At 43.2% G+C, this 17,844-nt stretch carries 18 protein-coding genes and 1 other RNA gene; 16 read left to right on the forward strand and 3 right to left on the reverse strand.

Annotated elements, in window-relative coordinates; genetic code table 11:
* Window positions 1-9 precede the first annotated feature (9 nt).
* The gene (locus tag Q4486_RS06505; protein ID WP_303416222.1) at window positions 10-441 is read right to left on the reverse strand and encodes a type II toxin-antitoxin system RatA family toxin; all 432 of its coding nucleotides are present in this window, start codon (window positions 439-441) and stop codon (window positions 10-12) included.
* A 15-nt stretch (window positions 442-456) separates the two neighbouring features.
* Window positions 457-1,821, reverse strand: a complete 1,365-nt coding sequence (locus tag Q4486_RS06510; RefSeq protein ID WP_303518834.1) for a sodium-dependent transporter — start codon at window positions 1,819-1,821, stop codon at window positions 457-459.
* Window positions 1,822-2,011: 190 nt separating this feature from the next.
* Between Q4486_RS06510 and smpB the strand changes: the two genes are divergently transcribed.
* The 15 genes from smpB (at window position 2,012) to Q4486_RS06585 (ending at window position 13,606) form a co-directional block, all read left to right on the forward strand.
* On the forward strand, window positions 2,012-2,485 hold the full coding sequence (gene smpB, locus Q4486_RS06515) for an SsrA-binding protein SmpB (RefSeq protein ID WP_067862561.1): 474 nt from the start codon (window positions 2,012-2,014) through the stop codon (window positions 2,483-2,485).
* 305 nt (window positions 2,486-2,790) lie between these two features.
* A complete protein-coding gene (locus tag Q4486_RS06520) occupies window positions 2,791-3,918 on the forward strand; it encodes a hypothetical protein (RefSeq protein ID WP_303518835.1) in 1,128 nt (375 codons plus the stop codon).
* Window positions 3,919-3,922: 4 nt separating this feature from the next.
* Window positions 3,923-4,459 (forward strand): hypothetical protein, encoded by a 537-nt coding sequence (locus Q4486_RS06525; protein WP_303416219.1) that lies wholly within the window; start codon window positions 3,923-3,925, stop codon window positions 4,457-4,459.
* A 134-nt stretch (window positions 4,460-4,593) separates the two neighbouring features.
* On the forward strand, window positions 4,594-5,223 hold the full coding sequence (locus tag Q4486_RS06530) for a hypothetical protein (protein WP_303416218.1): 630 nt from the start codon (window positions 4,594-4,596) through the stop codon (window positions 5,221-5,223).
* Between the two features lie 14 nt (window positions 5,224-5,237).
* Window positions 5,238-5,732 carry a hypothetical protein gene (locus Q4486_RS06535; protein WP_303518836.1) on the forward strand — a complete coding sequence of 165 codons (495 nt, stop codon included), beginning with the start codon at window positions 5,238-5,240 and terminating at the stop codon, window positions 5,730-5,732.
* 27 nt (window positions 5,733-5,759) lie between these two features.
* Window positions 5,760-6,332, forward strand: coding sequence for a hypothetical protein (locus Q4486_RS06540; RefSeq protein ID WP_303518838.1), 573 nt, complete (start codon window positions 5,760-5,762; stop codon window positions 6,330-6,332).
* A 28-nt stretch (window positions 6,333-6,360) separates the two neighbouring features.
* On the forward strand, window positions 6,361-6,918 hold the full coding sequence (locus Q4486_RS06545) for a hypothetical protein (RefSeq protein WP_303416215.1): 558 nt from the start codon (window positions 6,361-6,363) through the stop codon (window positions 6,916-6,918).
* 13 nt (window positions 6,919-6,931) lie between these two features.
* Window positions 6,932-7,825, forward strand: a complete 894-nt coding sequence (locus tag Q4486_RS06550; RefSeq protein WP_303518840.1) for a hypothetical protein — start codon at window positions 6,932-6,934, stop codon at window positions 7,823-7,825.
* A 27-nt stretch (window positions 7,826-7,852) separates the two neighbouring features.
* Window positions 7,853-8,509 (forward strand): hypothetical protein, encoded by a 657-nt coding sequence (locus Q4486_RS06555; protein WP_303518841.1) that lies wholly within the window; start codon window positions 7,853-7,855, stop codon window positions 8,507-8,509.
* Between the two features lie 10 nt (window positions 8,510-8,519).
* Window positions 8,520-9,632 carry a PASTA domain-containing protein gene (locus Q4486_RS06560; protein WP_303416212.1) on the forward strand — a complete coding sequence of 371 codons (1,113 nt, stop codon included), beginning with the start codon at window positions 8,520-8,522 and terminating at the stop codon, window positions 9,630-9,632.
* Between the two features lie 2 nt (window positions 9,633-9,634).
* Window positions 9,635-10,213, forward strand: coding sequence for a PASTA domain-containing protein (locus Q4486_RS06565; RefSeq protein WP_303416211.1), 579 nt, complete (start codon window positions 9,635-9,637; stop codon window positions 10,211-10,213).
* Between the two features lie 12 nt (window positions 10,214-10,225).
* The gene (locus Q4486_RS06570) at window positions 10,226-10,546 is read left to right on the forward strand and encodes a hypothetical protein (protein WP_303518842.1); all 321 of its coding nucleotides are present in this window, start codon (window positions 10,226-10,228) and stop codon (window positions 10,544-10,546) included.
* Window positions 10,547-10,636: 90 nt separating this feature from the next.
* Complete coding sequence (locus tag Q4486_RS06575) at window positions 10,637-12,070, forward strand: hypothetical protein (protein WP_303518843.1); 1,434 nt, start codon at window positions 10,637-10,639, stop codon at window positions 12,068-12,070.
* A gap of 65 nt (window positions 12,071-12,135) precedes the next feature.
* Window positions 12,136-12,494, forward strand: a transfer-messenger RNA (tmRNA) gene (gene ssrA / locus Q4486_RS06580).
* Between the two features lie 389 nt (window positions 12,495-12,883).
* Entirely contained in the window at window positions 12,884-13,606 is a 723-nt protein-coding gene (locus tag Q4486_RS06585; RefSeq protein WP_303518845.1) for a hypothetical protein, read from the forward strand.
* Window positions 13,607-13,886: 280 nt separating this feature from the next.
* On the opposite strand, the gene Q4486_RS06590 is transcribed toward Q4486_RS06585, so the two are convergent.
* On the reverse strand, window positions 13,887-14,642 hold the full coding sequence (locus Q4486_RS06590; RefSeq protein ID WP_303518846.1) for an ABC transporter substrate-binding protein: 756 nt from the start codon (window positions 14,640-14,642) through the stop codon (window positions 13,887-13,889).
* Window positions 14,643-14,952: 310 nt separating this feature from the next.
* Between Q4486_RS06590 and Q4486_RS06595 the strand changes: the two genes are divergently transcribed.
* Window positions 14,953-17,817: an EAL domain-containing protein gene (locus Q4486_RS06595; protein WP_303518847.1), complete on the forward strand. Its 2,865-nt coding sequence runs from the start codon at window positions 14,953-14,955 to the stop codon at window positions 17,815-17,817.
* The last annotated feature ends 27 nt before the right edge of the window (window positions 17,818-17,844 follow it).

A 17,844-nucleotide genomic window follows, 5' to 3' on the forward strand; every position in this document is an offset into this window, starting at 1 on the left:
ATCGTGCTCTTAATCGTAAATTTCATCAGCGCGGCTTACGAAAGCATCAACTAAAGTCGTCGCTACTTGATTAAATACTTTGCTCATCGCAAGGGATGCAATTTTACCAGAAAATTCAAACTGAAGATTAAGGCTTACTTTGCATGCCTCATCACTGAGAATTTTAAAATCCCAAATACCAACTAAAGAGGAAAAAGGGCCTTCTACTAATTCAAGCGTCATTTGGTTAGGGCGTTTTAATTCATTACGTGTCGTAAAGCTGTATTTGAGCCCTGCTTTAGACAAATACAGAGTTGCGATCAACTCCTCATCCGAGCGACTGACAACTTCAGTTTTAGAGCACCAAGGCAAAAACTCAGGATAACGCTCTACATCATTAATAAGATCAAACATCTGTTCTGCAGTGTGCAACACCAATGCACTGCGATCTACCTGAGCCATACCAACAAAATGTCCCTACTTAAGTTTCTCAATTAAATTGAGAACAAAAATCACTGACACGCCTATAGGCGCAATAAAACGCAACGCAATATACCACGCATTAAACAGCAGAGGGGAAGAGATTGCCAACTCATTGGCCACTATATTCCGCGTGATAATCCAGCCGGCAAAAATAGCAATAAACAAGCCACCCAGTGGCAACATTATATTGGCTGTCATGAAATCGAGGAAATCGAATACATTAAATCCAAGCAATTTCACATCAGAGATAAAGTTGAATGAACCTAAAGCAGCAATCCCCATGCCCCAAACAATCAAACCCAAAACAATACATGCGGGAATGCGATGCCAATTAAACTTTTCAACTAACCAAGCCGCCGCAGGCTCCATTAGAGAGATCGCAGAGGTCCAAGCAGCGATACCCACCAGCAAGAAGAACACAAAACCAAAAATCTGACCGCCGGGCATCTGACCAAACGCAACAGGCAGAGTCACAAACATCAAACCGGGCCCAGCCCCTGGATCCATACCATTAGAAAAAACGATAGGAAAAATAACCAATCCCGCGATCAAAGCAACCAAAGTATCCATGATCGCGATCCAGATAACCGCACCACCAATAGAAGTTTTCTTCGGCATATATGACCCATAGGCCATGATCGCTCCCATACCTAAAGATAAGGTAAAAAAGGAGTGCCCTAACGCCACCAGCACAGAATCCCAACTTAATTCAGATGGGTCATAATGAAACAAAAAGTCCCAACCCGCCGCAAATCCTTCCGTTTGCGAAGAGTAACCCAACATAACAAGCAATAAGAAAAACAATGCGGGCATAAGAAATTTAACCGCATTTTCCAACCCCTTTTTAACGCCGCCGACAATAACTAACATCACCATCATGACAAAAATCGAGTGCCAGATAATCAACGTCTGAGGATCGCCTAACAGGTCATTAAATACAGAGCCTGCATCCGCACTCCCTATAGCGATAAAGTCCCCAACCCCCATCCCCGCGATATAAAACAACACCCAACCCGCGACAACAGAGTAGAAAGAAAAAATCATAAAACCCGCAAGTACACCCGTCCAACCGACAAGCGACCAGTACTGAGGACGTCCAGCTTCAAGCGCCACACTTTTCATCGCATTAATAGGACTTTGACGCCCCCGACGTCCGATAAGCACTTCGGCCATCATGATGGGAACCCCCACCAGAAGAATGCAACAGAGGTAAACTAAAACAAACGCCCCACCCCCGTTTTCACCCGTGATATAGGGAAACTTCCAAATATTACCTAAGCCTACAGCTGATCCCGTAGCCGCTAATATAAAGATCCAACGAGATGTCCAAGCACCATGAATAGATGTTTTGTCTTGCATAAGCTGATAGCTCTCTATTTCTTCTTATGATCAACAGATAGCGAAATTCTTTCATCTATACCTCAAAAGCACAACGAAAAATAATCACTTGCCATCCATTAAATAAAGTACAGCAACGCCATTTAACACAACGGTAAATATTATTAGAACTGCTTTCTTTGCTTTGATCTGCACTATATAATCGCCCGCCATGGCTAAAAAGAAAAAAGCCCCATCAGGCAACACCATCTGTCAAAACAAAAAAGCACGTCACGAGTTCCTTATTGAGGATAAATTCGAGGCGGGTTTAGTGCTGACTGGATGGGAAGTAAAAAGTTTACGCGAAGGTCGCGCACAGCTCGTTGAATCTTATGTGAATATTCATAAGGGAGAAGCGTGGCTTGTTGGCGCCCATTTCACACCATTAAAGACAGCCTGCACCCACGTGGTCGCGGACCCTACACGTCAAAGAAAACTACTCTTAAATCATCGAGAGCTAGTTAAAATCATTAGCGCGATCAATGCCAAGGGTCTTACCTGCGTCCCACTTGCGCTCTATTGGAAAGGTAATCACATTAAATGTGAAATAGCCTTAGCCAAAGGTAAAAAACAGCATGACAAGCGTGCTGCTGATAAAGATAAAGACTGGGCACTACAAAAACAGCGTTTAATGGCGGCTAGATAAATTGAGCAGCGGTACTTGCCTAAGTGCCGCCCTCCTCCCGTGTATACGTTTTCTCATGTCATCGCTCAATTCAATGAACTTCAATCACGCTGCACTGCAACGTAAAAATCGACAACCATTCATAGAATCAACCACTTATTAAGCACTCAGCTTATTTCTCTTAATCCCCTATTTTATACTCAGACAAACAAGCGTTTAAAATATACGTTTACATCTCTTGATTTTGATCATTTCTAGTGCAATAGTTTACTCCACAAAGCACATCACAGTGTGTTTTATGCAGCAGGGCATTCAGGGAGAATAACGTGCAGTCACAGGGATATCAGTTACAAGTTAACAGCATAGGTGACGCTAATGCATTGACCATTAGTGCAGCTCATCAACATTTCGGTCTTTCTAAACAAGAGTGTATTCAACGAATACTTACCTCGCCCTCTATACTCCAATCTAATCTCAGCCAAGAACGAGCATCACAACTAAAAGCTGCGCTCAGCGACTTCAAACTACCTTGCGAAATTGTCGGCAATGATGTCGTTATAAATACCGATACAACACAGTATGAACTAGCGGCTCACATCAAAAAGTTTGATCACGCCGCCGAGTTTGCTGCTGAAATTGCAGCATTTACAGGACAAACCGGCGAAGAAATTGTCAAAAGCCTGACCCAAGTTCCGGCAATACTTTTGGGACGTCTATCCAAAACGGTTGCCGCAGACCTTATCCGACGCTTTAGTAAACCGGGTATAGAGTTAGTGGCCTCAGCACCTGCAACGGCGCTTTATACTGTAATGGCCTTTATGCCTAGTTATAATGAGTCAATCCGAAGCCAATATATCAGCCTAGGCCTTAAACCCAATTCTAATGAAGTCACCTGTAAACAGTGGTCAGCTAACAACTTAAGCTACAGCTCAGCACAAGATATCTGGCAAAAAGCTACATCACTTCATCTCCCTGTAATTATCCAGAACCATGATTATTTTAGGTTTAATCTCACCCTTGATAGCGTGTCTTCAGAACTAGATTTCGACTCTTTTTCAAATTGGTTAACTGAACAGTTCTCAATTCCAGAAAAGATTCATAGAAAACTAATCGACTCCCTACCTATTGTATTAGAACGTTCTATTCCGCTTGAGAACGCCCAAACCCATCTCGCGGCAATGTACGAACTGGGCTGCCAAGGTAGCGCAATATCAGTGGCGGGAGAGAAATATAATATCGAATTCAAAAATCTCACCTCAAACACCCAACAAGCTCTAAGCAATTTGCTTAACAGCATTATGGGAAGAACAATACTGCTACCAGTACCTAAAGAGGGCACAAGCACAATCCCTTTAGCCGCTAATATCCATCAAGCACAGTGGATTACACACGAAGCAAAGAAAGCGGGACTAATGGCACGCTTAATTCCAACAACCGAATCTAAAGGTCAATAAAGTCATGGATGCTGAACAAATCAGTTTTGGCGGCGCCTTAGAGGAGATCGCTTCCCTTCTAAAACGGCGACAATATGAACCCGCAGTTCAAGCTATCCACGTGCTAAGCCAAGCAGCGATGCGGCAAAATATTCAACTGATATTACAACGCTATTTAGCCGAATTAAGCATGGAATGCTTAGAATTATGTGGCCAGCTCAATACAGCACTCGATATTTGCGAACACTGCCTTCAACAATATGCTGAAGCTGAAGATAGTTTATCTACAGAAGCCAAAAAAGATCAGATTACACTGGAAATGAGGAAACTCTGCTTGTTAGTCAAACTTGATATGCGCGATCAACTTAGCGCTCAGAACAAACACCTCATTTCACTCTGCACCGCCCAACAACAAGCAACATTGCAACCCATATTAAACCGTATAAATAGGTATAGCAGCGCCTCATCAGGCCGCTTAACTCAAGAACAACAAGGCTTAGGGTTATTTCATCTATCAGACCGACTTGTTCGAGAAGGCGCTAAAGCCTTTGGCTTAGCTTAAAACTGAGCGCCAATACAAATTTATACATTGCTGTAGAAAGGAATTCTCTTACTGCATAAGTGCAGTAATAAACGCAATAGATCTGTGCATAGGTCAACCGATTAGCCCAAGCTAATCAACAAAGGGAGAGTATGATGAATTTTGATAACGAAGTCGCCGGAATGACACCGGGACAGGCACTCATGGATGTGCCGATCCCTAAGCTTATCGAAAACACAGCGAAAGCAATCGCCTCCGCACAATATGAACTCGATGCGACCTCCGTGCGCGCAGCTACCCTACTTAGTGAGACACAAGTAACCTTCAACGATGCGCAAGGCGTACCACGAGATAGGAGCCTACTTGAACTAGGCTTTATCCCGCAATTTTATCATTTCACCGAAACAGAGATGGAATTCAAAGTAACCATTTCCGTACGTGTTGAATCAGGCATAGATATTGGCGGTGAACTAGAAGCCGGAACACCAGAAAATTCAAGCTTCCCTGTCGCATTTGCTGGCAGCATCTCATTCGACCTACATCACAAATATGAATTTGATATGGAGGCCGTCTCCCGTATAAAAACCACTATGCGCTCAGTTCCACCACCGCAAGCATTTTTAGATGCCATAAAAACACACGCGGCCAACGGCGGTGGGCGCATCTCATCCGATCCTAACCCCGCGCCATTAGTTGACCCTATTCCGGTTAACCCAGCTGATAGTGATACGCCTACGGATAACGACACACCGACCGACAATGGCGATACAGACACCGACGGCTAACCTGGAGCACTAAAATGTCACATAGCAAAGTGATGGCAAGTTTAGAACAATCTCCACTGCCAGGACTTCTTAATCAGTTGGGTACCGCTATTGCCTCAGCGCAACGTGAGCTCGATATCAACTCTATAAATATGGCGATGCAACTCGGTGATGCGGAAGGGCATGGAGTCGATGTGGGGGATGGTGAAAAACAATCGCTAATTAGCCTTGGATTTGCCCCCGTGTTTTATCACTTCACTGAAGCCACCATCGACCTAAAAGTATCCCTATCGTCCTCAACCAGCAGAGAAGCCAGTTTTGGCACCTCAGTCATGGCTGGCGGCACCGCCTACTTCGTTATGTTTGCCGCGACGGTCAGTGCATCTTTCAGTAACAAATATAGCTTCTCTTCTGAAGCAAGCAGCTCAATCACAGCCAGAATTTCATCAATTCCACCCCCTAACGCTTTTCAAAATTGGCTTGCCAGTCGGCAACCCGTCTCAACCAATAACAACGACACCAACGAATAAATTCGCGGTATTTATAGGAGTTAACTCATGTCAAACATAGGAAGAGATTTATTAAATGTCCCCATGGGGGAGATGATCCGAGAGATGGCCTTTGCTATCGCCGATGCCCAGTACGAATTAGACCAAGCCAGTGTCCATGTAGCCCAAATGATGGGCGGACGGTTACCTATACTCGACGACAGCGGTAACATCACTGGTACTGAAGATACACGGGTATATTTTGGTAAAGATGAAGAGGGTAAATCACAAAAGCTCAGCATGATGGAATTAGGCTTTTCACCTACATTCTACCAATTCACTAATAACATTATTGAAGTAAAAATTGCGATCAAAATGTCTCGTGAGATTGAACGTACAACCACAACTAATAGCACCCGCGACAACTACAAAAAAAGCTCAAGCTTCTTTGGCCGTTTATTTGGCAGCAAAACAAAAGTAGGTACAACCACTGTCGATGCTACCTATTCAAGCAAATACAACTACAGTGCCGAAGGGGCCAGTTTATTACGCTGTAACTTAGTCCCAATTCCTGCACCGGCTATGTTTGAAGAGCGTGTTCGTGCACTACTCGATAACGACAACCCATCCGATGAGACCTAATGTCAAACTAATATAGGAGCAACAGATTATGCCTCGCAGAAGCATTGGACGTGAATTAAGTGATGTACCTTTTGGCGAAATGATCACCGGTATGGGGATGGCAATCGCAGAAGCACAATATGCGATGGATGAAAGCGGTCTACGCCTCGCCCAGATGATGAGCGGTGAATATGAAGTCACCGAAATAGACCCCATTACAGGCGCTACATCAGTCACCAAAAAAGAATCCCTTGTTCATTTTGATGGCCAGAAAATGTCCCTAATTGAGCTGGGTTTCACACCCACATTTTATCAATTTACCGACACCACCATAGAGATAAAAATATCGATCAGCTTTACCGAACAATCCGAGTTCGAACGTAAGAGTTCGAGCAAGTCGGTGAGCGCGACAGCGACCGGTTTTATCATAGGCGCACATGCCAAAGTGAGAACCACCTCAGTCAGTGCTCGCTATGCCAACAAATACAACTACTCGGCAGAAGGCTCCAGTTTAATGCGAAGCCGCATTATGCCTACGCCACCACCGGCGGTTTTAGAAGAGCGCATTAGAGCTATTGTTGAGAGAAACCAACCTGACTCAGAATAACAAAGCCTAAGCGATGAGTGACTACCTTGACTGGAGCGACTTACTGGAAGAAGAGGATGTAAACGATTCACCTCAATCTTCCACTACGCCGCTATTTGAAAGCGAAAAAAAATCACTGGCTGATCTACTGCAAATGGATCAAGTCTCAGATGAGCTTAAACATCTGATAGAGCACCACCAAACCCTTGAACAGGAGATGGATCAGTTATTAGGGCGCACAAAAGCAGAAGAGAATAGCTGGGATAGCCTACGTTTCCCTATGCCTGTTCACACAGCTAAATCGCGCCTACAAGATAAGCAAGCAGCCAAAGCCGAACTACTCTTGGCAGAACAAAAGAAAAGATGGCTAGAACAATCAAAGCTAAAACGTAAACAAGAACAACAAAAAGAAGAGCAAGCAAAAGCGTTAAAAACGGCGCAGCTTATTCGCAAAAAAATTGACCATAAAAACAAACTGCAACGCCAACAAAAGCTCGACCAACTAAAACGCGAGGCTTTAAATCAACAACAACTACAGCGACAACGCAGCGAAACGTTACAACGTGAACGTCAAGAACGTTTAGCAACACAAAGACAGGAAGCATTAAAACGTTTAGCGGCTGAGCAGCAACGTATAGAACTACAAAAACAACAAGCACAGAAGGTAGCGTTAGAAAACAAACAACGTCTGGCCGAATACTTACTGCGGGAAGAGAGGCTACAGAAAAAGCCTACCGATCAAGAGCAGGATAATAGAAAAGCCACAGAGGAAAAAGAGCTAGAACAACGCCAAAACAGACTTCAAACGCTCTTAGCTCGTAGAAAAGAAGAAGCGCGCCAGCAGCGGTTAGACGATGAGAAACGGCGACAACGCGCACTGCAAAAACAAATGGATAGGCGAGCAGAAAATGCCCGCTGGGGATTTTAGATCCAATGAATAGGTGGAGTAGATAACATGTCAAATCAGGTTGCCCAAGGGCAAAATTTAGATGACTTCCTGATCAATCTGGCTGATGGCCTAACCCAAGCCCAAAGCAGGCTTAACAAAACTCCCGTGCTTAATGCATACGGCCAAGAAGCGCTTGTTTACCACATTCCTAAAATGGAATTTGAGCTAAAGCTTGATATGACATCAACCGCCTCATCTGAAGGCAACAATCAAAGCTCGTACAAAAAGACAAAACTAGCTTTCAGACCCTCCACATCCACTAATCAGACACAAAGTGCCAGTAGCGTCATCCGTGGAGTAATGATCGCAACACCAATCGATTCGGGACGCCCAACGCCCATCATTACCTTATCTGCCGTAAAAAGTGCCACAAACCAAGTGAAGATAGAGATACGTTGCCAAGACAGTTTAGGCGAACCATTAGGCAACAGCACAGCAGAGATCAATATAGATAGAGAACTATCAAACAAGCTTAACAAACAAGAGAAAAGAGGCTCATTAAACCGTGGCACAAAACTCAATCTAGCCACCTTAGAGCTCGATGCCCAGGGTTACGCCAGCTGCCAACTCCAGATTGCCAAAACAGAAGCAAAAAACCAGATCATCGCCATTACTGCTGACCTGCTTTCGCAAACCGAAACACTGCTATACAGACATCAATAGGAGATAAATAATGGCACTGACAATTACAGCCAAACTTCTTGATAGTAACGGCAAAGCCCTGAAAAATGCCTTTGTAGATGTCTGTTTCTACGCTGCAAATGGTCGAATACAACGTATTGCTTCGGGTAAAACACTCGCAAGCGGTCTATTCAAAGCACAAGGCAGTGTAAACCTTACAGGATATTTACCGCGCGTCTTGCTACGAACTCAACACAAAAATAACTGGCTCAACCTAACCAACACACCGAAAAGCTATAGCAGCGCAAAATTAGATTTTGGCAACGTAAAAGTCAGTTTCAGTCCTGTTCTAACGGTTGCTAACACCATCTTCCATACAATCCCAACATCAATTACTGGGATTCCAGCAGCCAGTAACACCGAAAGCGTAAAACAATTAAACACCCTTAAGACATCTAATCAAGCACTAGAAAAACAGCTACAAGCAACTAAAAAAGCGGAATCTACGTTAAAGCTTGAGATTGACCAGCTACGAAAAGTCACTCAAACAGCAAAGATAGATCCTGCCATAACAAAGCAACTATCTACGCTTCAGCTACAAAATAAAAATCTAGCCGAACAACTAAAAACAAAAGATGGCCGCATAAAAGAGCTCGAAAGAATAGATCCAAATGCCAAAGCAACCTTAAAAACAGAAGAGTTTAATAAGGATGAAATGATCTCATCAGCTATGGCTGCGCTTAACAAAGCCGATACTGCCAACAATGGCCGCTTCCAACTAAAAAGCGCCCGCATGGATCTAAAAGTATTGCCCGGTAGCAGTAAAGATAAGATTCGACTCGTCAAAGACGCGAATAGTCTAACCTTAATTGATCCCGCTATGCTCTCAACACTGATACTCGATTTAGATGTTTCAGGCCACCAAGAACCCGTTACTCACCAACAAACCAAAATGCCAGATTTAACCGGCTATACCCGCAGCTTAGCTAATCGAAGACTCGATGAGATGCAGCTCGATGCCCAGTGGTACAACCAACAACTAACAAAAGAACAGCAAAGTGAAACCGGCAAAATTATTAGCCAATCACCTAAAGCTGGCACAGCAATCGATAGCGACACTGAAATCATGTTAATTATCGGGGTTTCCCCCAGTACAGGAGCTTAAACATGTCACAAAAGAATATCTTTCAGGATGTGTTAGCAGCACCCCTTGGTGATATGGTCGCCGAAATCGGTACAGGCATAGCTAATGCTCAGTACGCCATCGACGCTAAAACCATCGAAAACATGAAGGAAATCTACCGCAGTGATGACGAAACCATCACCGAGTTAAGAAACATCGGTTACCGCCCTACTTGGTATGTTATCCCAGAGGCTACCGCTGAGATCAATATGGCCCTCTCATTGAGACAAACCTTAGACAGCAATGGCAAACGAACCACTGAACTACAAGGCACGACCGTCGATGCTAGCTACCAAAACCAGTACGATTTTAATGTACAGGCCAGTAGCAAACTGACCATTAAATTCCTACCTGTGCCCGCACCTACGCAGGTGGATGATCTTAATATTGTCCCGAATATAACTGGGCAGCCTTTGGCCACCGCAAAAGTGCTACTCCAACGCTTAGGTATTAGTTACAACGTCAGCCCTAAAAATGTATCTGATAGCAAAATCGTCACCGCCACAGCTCCACAGGCGGGCGAATTGATAGAAGCGGAGCAAGTCTTAACCATAAAGGTTTAACGGACAAATATTATGAATATTTCAGCTGCCCAACTCGCCAATATGCTGCGAAGCCTTGCTAGTCAATCATCACAACAAAGACAAAGCGAGCAGCAAACACCAGAGCAGTCCCTACAGCAAGCCCTAAATCCTGAGCAATTACTAAGCTCACTAGGAAGCTCATTATCATCACCTGCACAAAACGATCTACTGGGTAGCTCTAGATTACAAAACTCTCTTCGACAGCTAAGTAACCAATCTAACTTAGATGCCTCACAGTTAAATGCACTATCAGAACAATTAACACCCCACATAGAAAATGCGATCAAGAATGGTCAGTTTTCCGACCAATAAAAAGACACAGGTTAAAGCACTAAATTGATGGATCAAATGCAGTAAATACCTATATAAAAAATTGGCTATAAATCGCCAGAAGGAGGCAACATGTGCAATCCAGGACACGATGTATCAGCCGCGCTATCCCGCGCCGGTAGCGATGGTTTAAACAACCGAATTACGCCCCAACAATCACTTACGATTAGTGCATTTGACCGCATTGTCGCCACGCTTAGTGCGCACCCTATTGATGAGGGTTACTTCTGGGATTCGGTTAACAGCCTTGAACACTACGTCGACCATACCGATTCATTTAACCGAGCACTTCGCGCCCAAGCATTTAGAACCTTTGCGGCTAGCCATACTCAAGACCAAGTAAACAATAATATCTGGAATGCCATCGGACGCCGCTACGCAAACATGAGTCAAGACCATCGAGGCACCCTTAATGTATTCCTGCGCGATAAAGTTAGAGACTCGTTAAGCGGTCAACTAGCCTGGGAAACCCACTCCCAAGCCGTCAGCATGATGGATCAAGCAGTTAGATCACTCAATGCGCTGGCATCTAACGACGCACAACTACAAGAATGGAAAGCCCGCTTACGAGCAATGCTATCCTCACCCGACCAAACCATTCAACGTGCCGGACAGCAAGTCATGGACGGTCTAGGTATAGAATCGGTTGTCGCACTAGATAGCACCGAAAGAATGGCAAGCAGTATTCGCGCTACCAGCCGCTTAATCACAGATACCCTAGAAAACTTTCGCATTATAGCCCCGCAAAACCTGTTCAAAACCATCTCCCAACTTCCCGGCGCAAAAGAGAGCCTTATCCGCTCACTCGGCGCTAGTCAAAGCAGCTTTATTGTTCTCTGTATCAATCAAGCCGTCAGCCGAGGTGAATCACAACTTAGTACCGAAAGTTGGGTACGGTCAATATCTGGTATCACTGCCGGCATAGCGGTAGGTATCATTACCGGAGGGGCAAGCACGCCTTTAGTACTAGGCCTACTCGCAGGGGCTGGTACCAGTGCCGTTATGGGCCTCCCGGGCTTACTTCAATCGATCCGCGCCGTTGATGAAGCACGTATAGGCGAAGCATCCGGCATTATGGATGATCAAGCTATTGAACGAGCAAGCTCAGCCCAAAACTGGTCTACCGGCACCTACATTGCTGGGATATTGATACCTAATGGTGCAGGCACCTATATAGGTAATGCTGCATCCAGCGCCGCTGGCCAAACGGCTGGAGCGGGACTCTCAACCATACTAGAAATCATTGGCGCGCTTGCCCCTTCCAGCCGCGAAAGCGCAGGCTTCACCGCCCTATGGGAAAAACTTAACTCGATGACGCCAGAAGCACGGGAAGAATACTCAACCGCCTTCGATACGGTTATGGAACAGAAAAATATTCCTCAAAGCGCCAGACCTGCGGTACTTGCCGCCTTTGTTGAAAATAACTTAGCCTCGCTCGATAAAACCGCATCAAAAGCGAGTAAAGATCTAGAAAGTTATTGTGATCAATTGGGCCGTCAGCAATAGATAAATAAATTTATTACAGAAAGACTTAGGCACAAACGGAAACAACCGCTATAATACGCCCATCTGGGGATGACTTGGCTTCGACGCTGATTACAAAACCTTAGGTGCATGTCGAGAATGTAGTGATTCTCGTAAATCCCTCACTACACAGTTATAGTTGCAAACGACGATAACTACGCTCTAGCCGCTTAAGCCGGCTTGTGCCGCTCCTTCAGGTGTCTGTAACTAGAGGATTTTGCGGTATCATTCGAGACAGAATCGCCCGGACGCTTTGCCTCAAGCTGAACGGTTAAAACTAAAGAGGCTCGCCCATAACACCCTGGCTCTCGGGTCGTGACGGGTTAATTAAATAGAGAAGCCTAAACATGTAGATCTTGAGGCGGAGGATTGACGGACGCGGGTTCGACCCCCGCCATCTCCACCAAACATAAATCTTATCACTACCGATAAGTACTCCAAACCCCACTCATGTGGGGTTTTTTGTGTATACTCACTTCTTAACAGTTCCAGCAAAATCCACCAAAAGCCCCCACTTAATCGGGGCTTTACTGGGGGCCTTTGCATTCCCACGCAGGAGCATGGGAACGAGTTTAAAAAAGAGTTTTAACACTGAGTTTCCAATTGGATCTTGGTTTATCTCATTTGGATCTCATGAAGAGATTACGTTATACGGTCCCTATGAATCGATGGATTTCTGTATGAAACTAGGTCTAGAAATGCTTCCTACAATCACTTTTACCTTTCCAAATGAAATGATTTGACCGCCTCCAGTTATCACCTAGATATATGCTACAAAAAACATAAGGACGAATCATGCTTGGTTTAGAAGCACTCAAAGAATTATTAACAGTATTCCATTTACTCTTTGAAAGTTTCTTAGAAATACCTCTACAAGTTATATTTCAGCAATGGGCAAACATACATATGGGTGTAGTCAATTCTTTAGAAAGCATCGCCACAATGGCTTCGGGCTTAGCTGGAGCTTTCGCTATTTTCGCATTACTTCATGATCGTCGAAAGAACCGCAATCCCCTTAAACTAAACCATTGCCGGATAGTTAATTCAGACTTACCAAGTCCAAGCTCTACGCTGGTCTTGCACATTGAGAACAGATCATCACTAGACATTACCGTTAACAGTACTCAAGTATGCTCAGCAGACAAATTCATAGTTAATGTGCCCGAATCAAGCCATACAGCTTTTTCAATGAAATCTAGCCCAGCATCAACTCTTTTCGAATCCCCTAGAAACACATACCCTTTAAAAGTATCACCAAGGGAAACAATAATAATTGCTGTTTCCAATGAACACAGAAAAGCAACTATGAAGGATAAGCACCTTTGCAGAAGTGTTTGCTTAGACTCATCTCACGGTCTATTTCGTTTAAACATTCCAAAAAGATTAGAAATAAGGGATGCAATTTCATACAACCAAGTTGATTACACGAAATCCACAACTAACCGTTTAATTCACTGGGTAAACTGCTTTAATGCTTATATATTCATTTTTAAGAGAAGATTAAAAAAGAAGCACTAGTAGCTTTTTCGGCGCATACATTCCACCATTTACAGCAACATATTGATAAGTAAAAGGTTTTGCAAGATTCGACCCCCGCCATCCACCAAATACCGCAAAAAGCCCCGTTAATCGGGGCTTTTTGTTATTTAGCCTATCTCAAACACTCACACACGACCTAGCTCCCATGCTCTGCGTGGTGGCCGATGCTGATTTGCATTCCCACGCAGGAGCATAGGAACGAGCTGAAACCAATCTCACACACTACGTTCTACACTTAATGCGGTTAGACCATCACCTTTTAATCACTCACAACAATTTCACTCAAACCATGCTTTTCAGCAAACTCTGTTAGTTTGCCGGTTTTCTTCATAGTTAACAGGAAATCATCGATCTCTTGCAACCAATCTAGCTCCCCTTTAGGTACAGCATAGGCATATTCAGTGGGTGCGAGTGATTCTTGAGGTTTAAAGAGTACTGCCCATGAGGTGAGCTGTGTCATTCTTTTTCCGTAGGGATAGTCCGCCATAAATACATCCGCTCGGCCACTTAGCACTTCCTGTTCTCGGGCTTTAAAGCTGTCCACTACTGTGACTTTAGCGTTTTTAATATAGCGCTTAATAACCGGTTCCATAAAGGTTCCACTTTGTACAACCACTACATTGCCATGTTCATCTATATCTTCCCAGCTAGATATATACTGGCTATCTTTTGTACCTACCGCATAAATATCACTTTTTAGATAAGGGGCTGAAAACTCCATATACGGCTTACGACTTTCCCTTACACCTATGCCGTGCATTGCGATATCGCAGGTGTCATTGGATAAATTCTCAACTAAGCTAGAGAAAGAGCTCTCCACAAATCTTAGCTTTACAGCCATAAAAGCAGACAGTTCCCTAGCCATATCTATGTCGATGCCTTCGAGGCGGCCAGTTCTCGGGTTTTTATAACTAATGGCAAAATAATCAGGCCAATAGCACACTTTAAGCTCGCCTAATTCACGTATTTTTTCACCTCTTAAGCTTGAAGCAGCAGACTGATTTATCAGCAACACTAGACACAATGCTATAAGGTGAATTAATCTACATTTATACTTAGTTACTCTCATTTATATAATCCATTACGTCCTAAGTTTTTCCCGTTGCATTACTAATAACAAACATAATTCTTCGTTATACTCAGTATGATCGACACTATCGAGCCAAATCTGAATGAAAGATTATAGCGCTATTAAATCCCGGTCCATCACAAGATGGATATTTTCAGGTGTAATAAGCTCCATACTCTTAATCGCTAGTGTCTTATGGTTTAGCCTTATTCAAAACATAACAGAACGTACCGAGCGATCGGCGCTCTATGCAAGAATGATTGAGGCGACGGTCACCCGAACATTAGAAGCACTAGAGATCAGCCTTCTCTCGTTATCAGATGAGTTAGAAGCTCACGAAGCAAGCCCTGATCATTTCAACGATGTGCGGGAAAGAGCATTAAATGTTCTCAATTTCGCCCCCCAATTAAGACAAATCGTCATAATAAAAAACAATAAAACGATTGTTAATACTAATACTGACAATAGCAAAAACCCAATAAATAATATTAACTTAGAGATATTAGGCTTTAAAAAAACACCGTCTAATGCCTATAGTCTTGGTCTTAATATAGGGACAACGATCAAAGGACGTTACTTACCAACCACCTACGAATACCCCGATGAATCCGCACGGCTTGAGCTTATTCCGATCGGCTTTTCAACCCGCACACACTCTGGGGAGGATCTGCTGATTCTTGCCGCATTTAATTCCAATTATCTAATTCGATATATTAAAGACCTTGATATAGAAAGAAATGATAATATTTATTTGATTGATTTTCATGGTAACGCGCTAGTTCAAACAGGTTTGTTCGGCCCCAACAGAGACAGTATTACTCAGCATCTCTCAACAGTGCTGGAAAGTGGAGAAGATGAGGATGTCAGTATCAACTCATCGTCCTATATTCCTACTTACACAACCACTACGCGGCTCTCAACAAAATACCCCTTAGCAATCGCCATTGTCACCAATTTTGAAGATGCCTTTTTTCTTTGGGTAAAACGGAAAAGCACCTTCCTATTAGTTATTGGCTTAGCCATTGTCACGCTCATTATTGGTGCTATTTATATCGTTAGAATTAATAAAAAAGCATTCGCGATGAGAGAAAATGTCCACCTATTATCTGAAGTCGTCGAAAAGAACCCGACCGCTATTATCATTACCGACAATACCGGTGATATTCAGTATGTGAACAGGAGCTTTGAGCAGATCACTGGATATAAGAAGAATGATGTATTAGGGCAAACCCCACGCATTCTCAAATCAGGCCATATGCCTGAGCCACAATATGACGATATGTGGCAAAAGCTTAAAAGAGGAAAAAGCTGGTATGGGGAATTTCATAATAGACGCAAAAACGGTTTACTCTATTGGGAAAGAGCATCCATCAGCCCGCTCATTAATGATGATAATGAGATCACCCACTTTATTGCCCTGAAGCAAGAGATAACAGAGGAGCGCAAAGCTCAAAACAAACTGCGCTTAGCTTCAGCAGTTTTTAATGCGGCGGCCGAAGCTATATTGGTCACCGATGCGAAAAATCGTATACAAATGGTTAACCCGTCCTTTCAAAAGATCACAGGTTATTCTGAAGCAGAAGTTATTGGCCAAACCCCTGCGATATTAAAATCGGGGAAACATAGCCCTCAGTTCTATAAAGACATTTATGAACAGCTCAACAGCAAGCATAAGTGGGAAGGTGAGATCTGGAATAAACGAAAAAATGGGGAGATTTACCCTGAGTGGATCGTTATCTCCTGTCGCTTAGACTTAGATAAAAATATTGAGGGATATGTTGCACTGTTTAGCGATATCACAAAAAGAAAAAGTGATGAGGCAATTATTCTTCACCAAGCAAATTATGACGCATTAACAGGTTTACCTAACAGAAACTTATTTGAAGACCGCTTAAAACAATCTCAAAAACTCTGTCAAAGAAACAAGTCAGAAGCCGCCCTCTTTTTTATCGACTTAGATCGCTTTAAATATGTAAACGATACATTTGGTCACCTCGCAGGCGACCTATTGCTGCAATTAGTCTCTACCCGACTAGAATCCTGCATTCGTAAAAGTGATACCGTAGCGCGCTTAGGAGGGGATGAATTTGCAATCATCATTCCTGAGATAAGCCACACAAGCGTTGTTGAAAAAATCGCTAAGAAAATTCTAGCCAGCTTAACTCAGCCTTTTATATTGGAAGGTAATCAAGCCTATATTTCCTGCAGTATTGGTATAGTAACGCATAGCTGTGATGCCACGACTTCAGAACAGCTTATCGCCAACGCAGATAGCGCTATGTACAAGGCGAAAACAAAAGGACGCAATCGATACGAGTTTTTTGATAAAGACCTAAGCACTAAAAACAAAGAACGTAATTTGCTAGAAAACGATATTTATAATGCCATTGAACGTAACGAATTCTATCTAACTTACCAACCCATATGGAGTATTGATGGTAAGCATATACGTTCAATCGAAGCATTAATAAGATGGCAGCATCCCCAAAAAGGCCTTATACCACCCTCTCATTTTATCCCTATTGCTGAAGAATCAGGACAAATTTTAGCTATAGGTGAATGGGTAATTAAAGAGGCTTGCAAGTTTGCTCAGATACTCAGAAAAGAGACAACGCATCCTCCCTCAGTGAGCGTCAATATTTCCAGTGTTCAATTTATGGAAGGCCGTGTAGCCGAGATAATACAAAGGGAGTTAGCCGCTAATAACCTGCCAGGTTCAAGCTTAGTCGCAGAAATTACAGAAAGCGTTCTTTTATCAGAGCAAGAAGATATTTATACGCAGCTTAAAGAGATTGTCTCTGTCGGCGTAGACCTTGCGATAGATGACTTTGGTACAGGATACTCATCCCTTAGCTATCTGAAAAAGTATCCCATTAAAAGGCTAAAAGTTGACAAAATATTTATCGATGAAATTGCTTCGGATATGGATGATCAAGCGTTAGTATCGGGCATCTTATCACTAGCTGAATCTTTATCACTATTAACGATAATTGAAGGGATCGAGACAGAGAGTCAATTAGCAATAATAAGAGGCTTAGGCTCCCCTATGATACAAGGTTATTTGTTTTCCAAACCGATTAAAGGGGAACAAATACTTGAGTTATTAGGCAACAAAGCATAAATTGATTTTTTGATAATATGATTACCT

The sequence above is a fragment of the Neptuniibacter sp. 2_MG-2023 genome, from assembly GCF_030547495.1.
GTDB lineage: Bacteria > Pseudomonadota > Gammaproteobacteria > Pseudomonadales > Balneatricaceae > Neptuniibacter.

What these genes read in the sequence shown, in the direction of transcription:
- Q4486_RS06585 (WP_303518845.1), top strand. Translation starts at nt 12,884, where the DNA reads ATGCTTGGTTTAGAAGCACTCAAAGAATTATTAACAGTATTCCATTTA.
- Q4486_RS06510 (WP_303518834.1), bottom strand. Translation starts at nt 1,821, where the DNA reads ATGCAAGACAAAACATCTATTCATGGTGCTTGGACATCTCGTTGGATC.
- Q4486_RS06565 (WP_303416211.1), top strand. Translation starts at nt 9,635, where the DNA reads ATGTCACAAAAGAATATCTTTCAGGATGTGTTAGCAGCACCCCTTGGT.
- Q4486_RS06530 (WP_303416218.1), top strand. Translation starts at nt 4,594, where the DNA reads ATGAATTTTGATAACGAAGTCGCCGGAATGACACCGGGACAGGCACTC.
- smpB (WP_067862561.1), top strand. Translation starts at nt 2,012, where the DNA reads ATGGCTAAAAAGAAAAAAGCCCCATCAGGCAACACCATCTGTCAAAAC.
- Q4486_RS06555 (WP_303518841.1), top strand. Translation starts at nt 7,853, where the DNA reads ATGTCAAATCAGGTTGCCCAAGGGCAAAATTTAGATGACTTCCTGATC.
- Q4486_RS06505 (WP_303416222.1), bottom strand. Translation starts at nt 441, where the DNA reads ATGGCTCAGGTAGATCGCAGTGCATTGGTGTTGCACACTGCAGAACAG.
- Q4486_RS06575 (WP_303518843.1), top strand. Translation starts at nt 10,637, where the DNA reads ATGTGCAATCCAGGACACGATGTATCAGCCGCGCTATCCCGCGCCGGT.
- Q4486_RS06570 (WP_303518842.1), top strand. Translation starts at nt 10,226, where the DNA reads ATGAATATTTCAGCTGCCCAACTCGCCAATATGCTGCGAAGCCTTGCT.
- Q4486_RS06550 (WP_303518840.1), top strand. Translation starts at nt 6,932, where the DNA reads ATGAGTGACTACCTTGACTGGAGCGACTTACTGGAAGAAGAGGATGTA.
- Q4486_RS06595 (WP_303518847.1), top strand. Translation starts at nt 14,953, where the DNA reads ATGATTGAGGCGACGGTCACCCGAACATTAGAAGCACTAGAGATCAGC.
- Q4486_RS06540 (WP_303518838.1), top strand. Translation starts at nt 5,760, where the DNA reads ATGTCAAACATAGGAAGAGATTTATTAAATGTCCCCATGGGGGAGATG.
- Q4486_RS06545 (WP_303416215.1), top strand. Translation starts at nt 6,361, where the DNA reads ATGCCTCGCAGAAGCATTGGACGTGAATTAAGTGATGTACCTTTTGGC.
- Q4486_RS06560 (WP_303416212.1), top strand. Translation starts at nt 8,520, where the DNA reads ATGGCACTGACAATTACAGCCAAACTTCTTGATAGTAACGGCAAAGCC.
- Q4486_RS06525 (WP_303416219.1), top strand. Translation starts at nt 3,923, where the DNA reads ATGGATGCTGAACAAATCAGTTTTGGCGGCGCCTTAGAGGAGATCGCT.
- Q4486_RS06535 (WP_303518836.1), top strand. Translation starts at nt 5,238, where the DNA reads ATGTCACATAGCAAAGTGATGGCAAGTTTAGAACAATCTCCACTGCCA.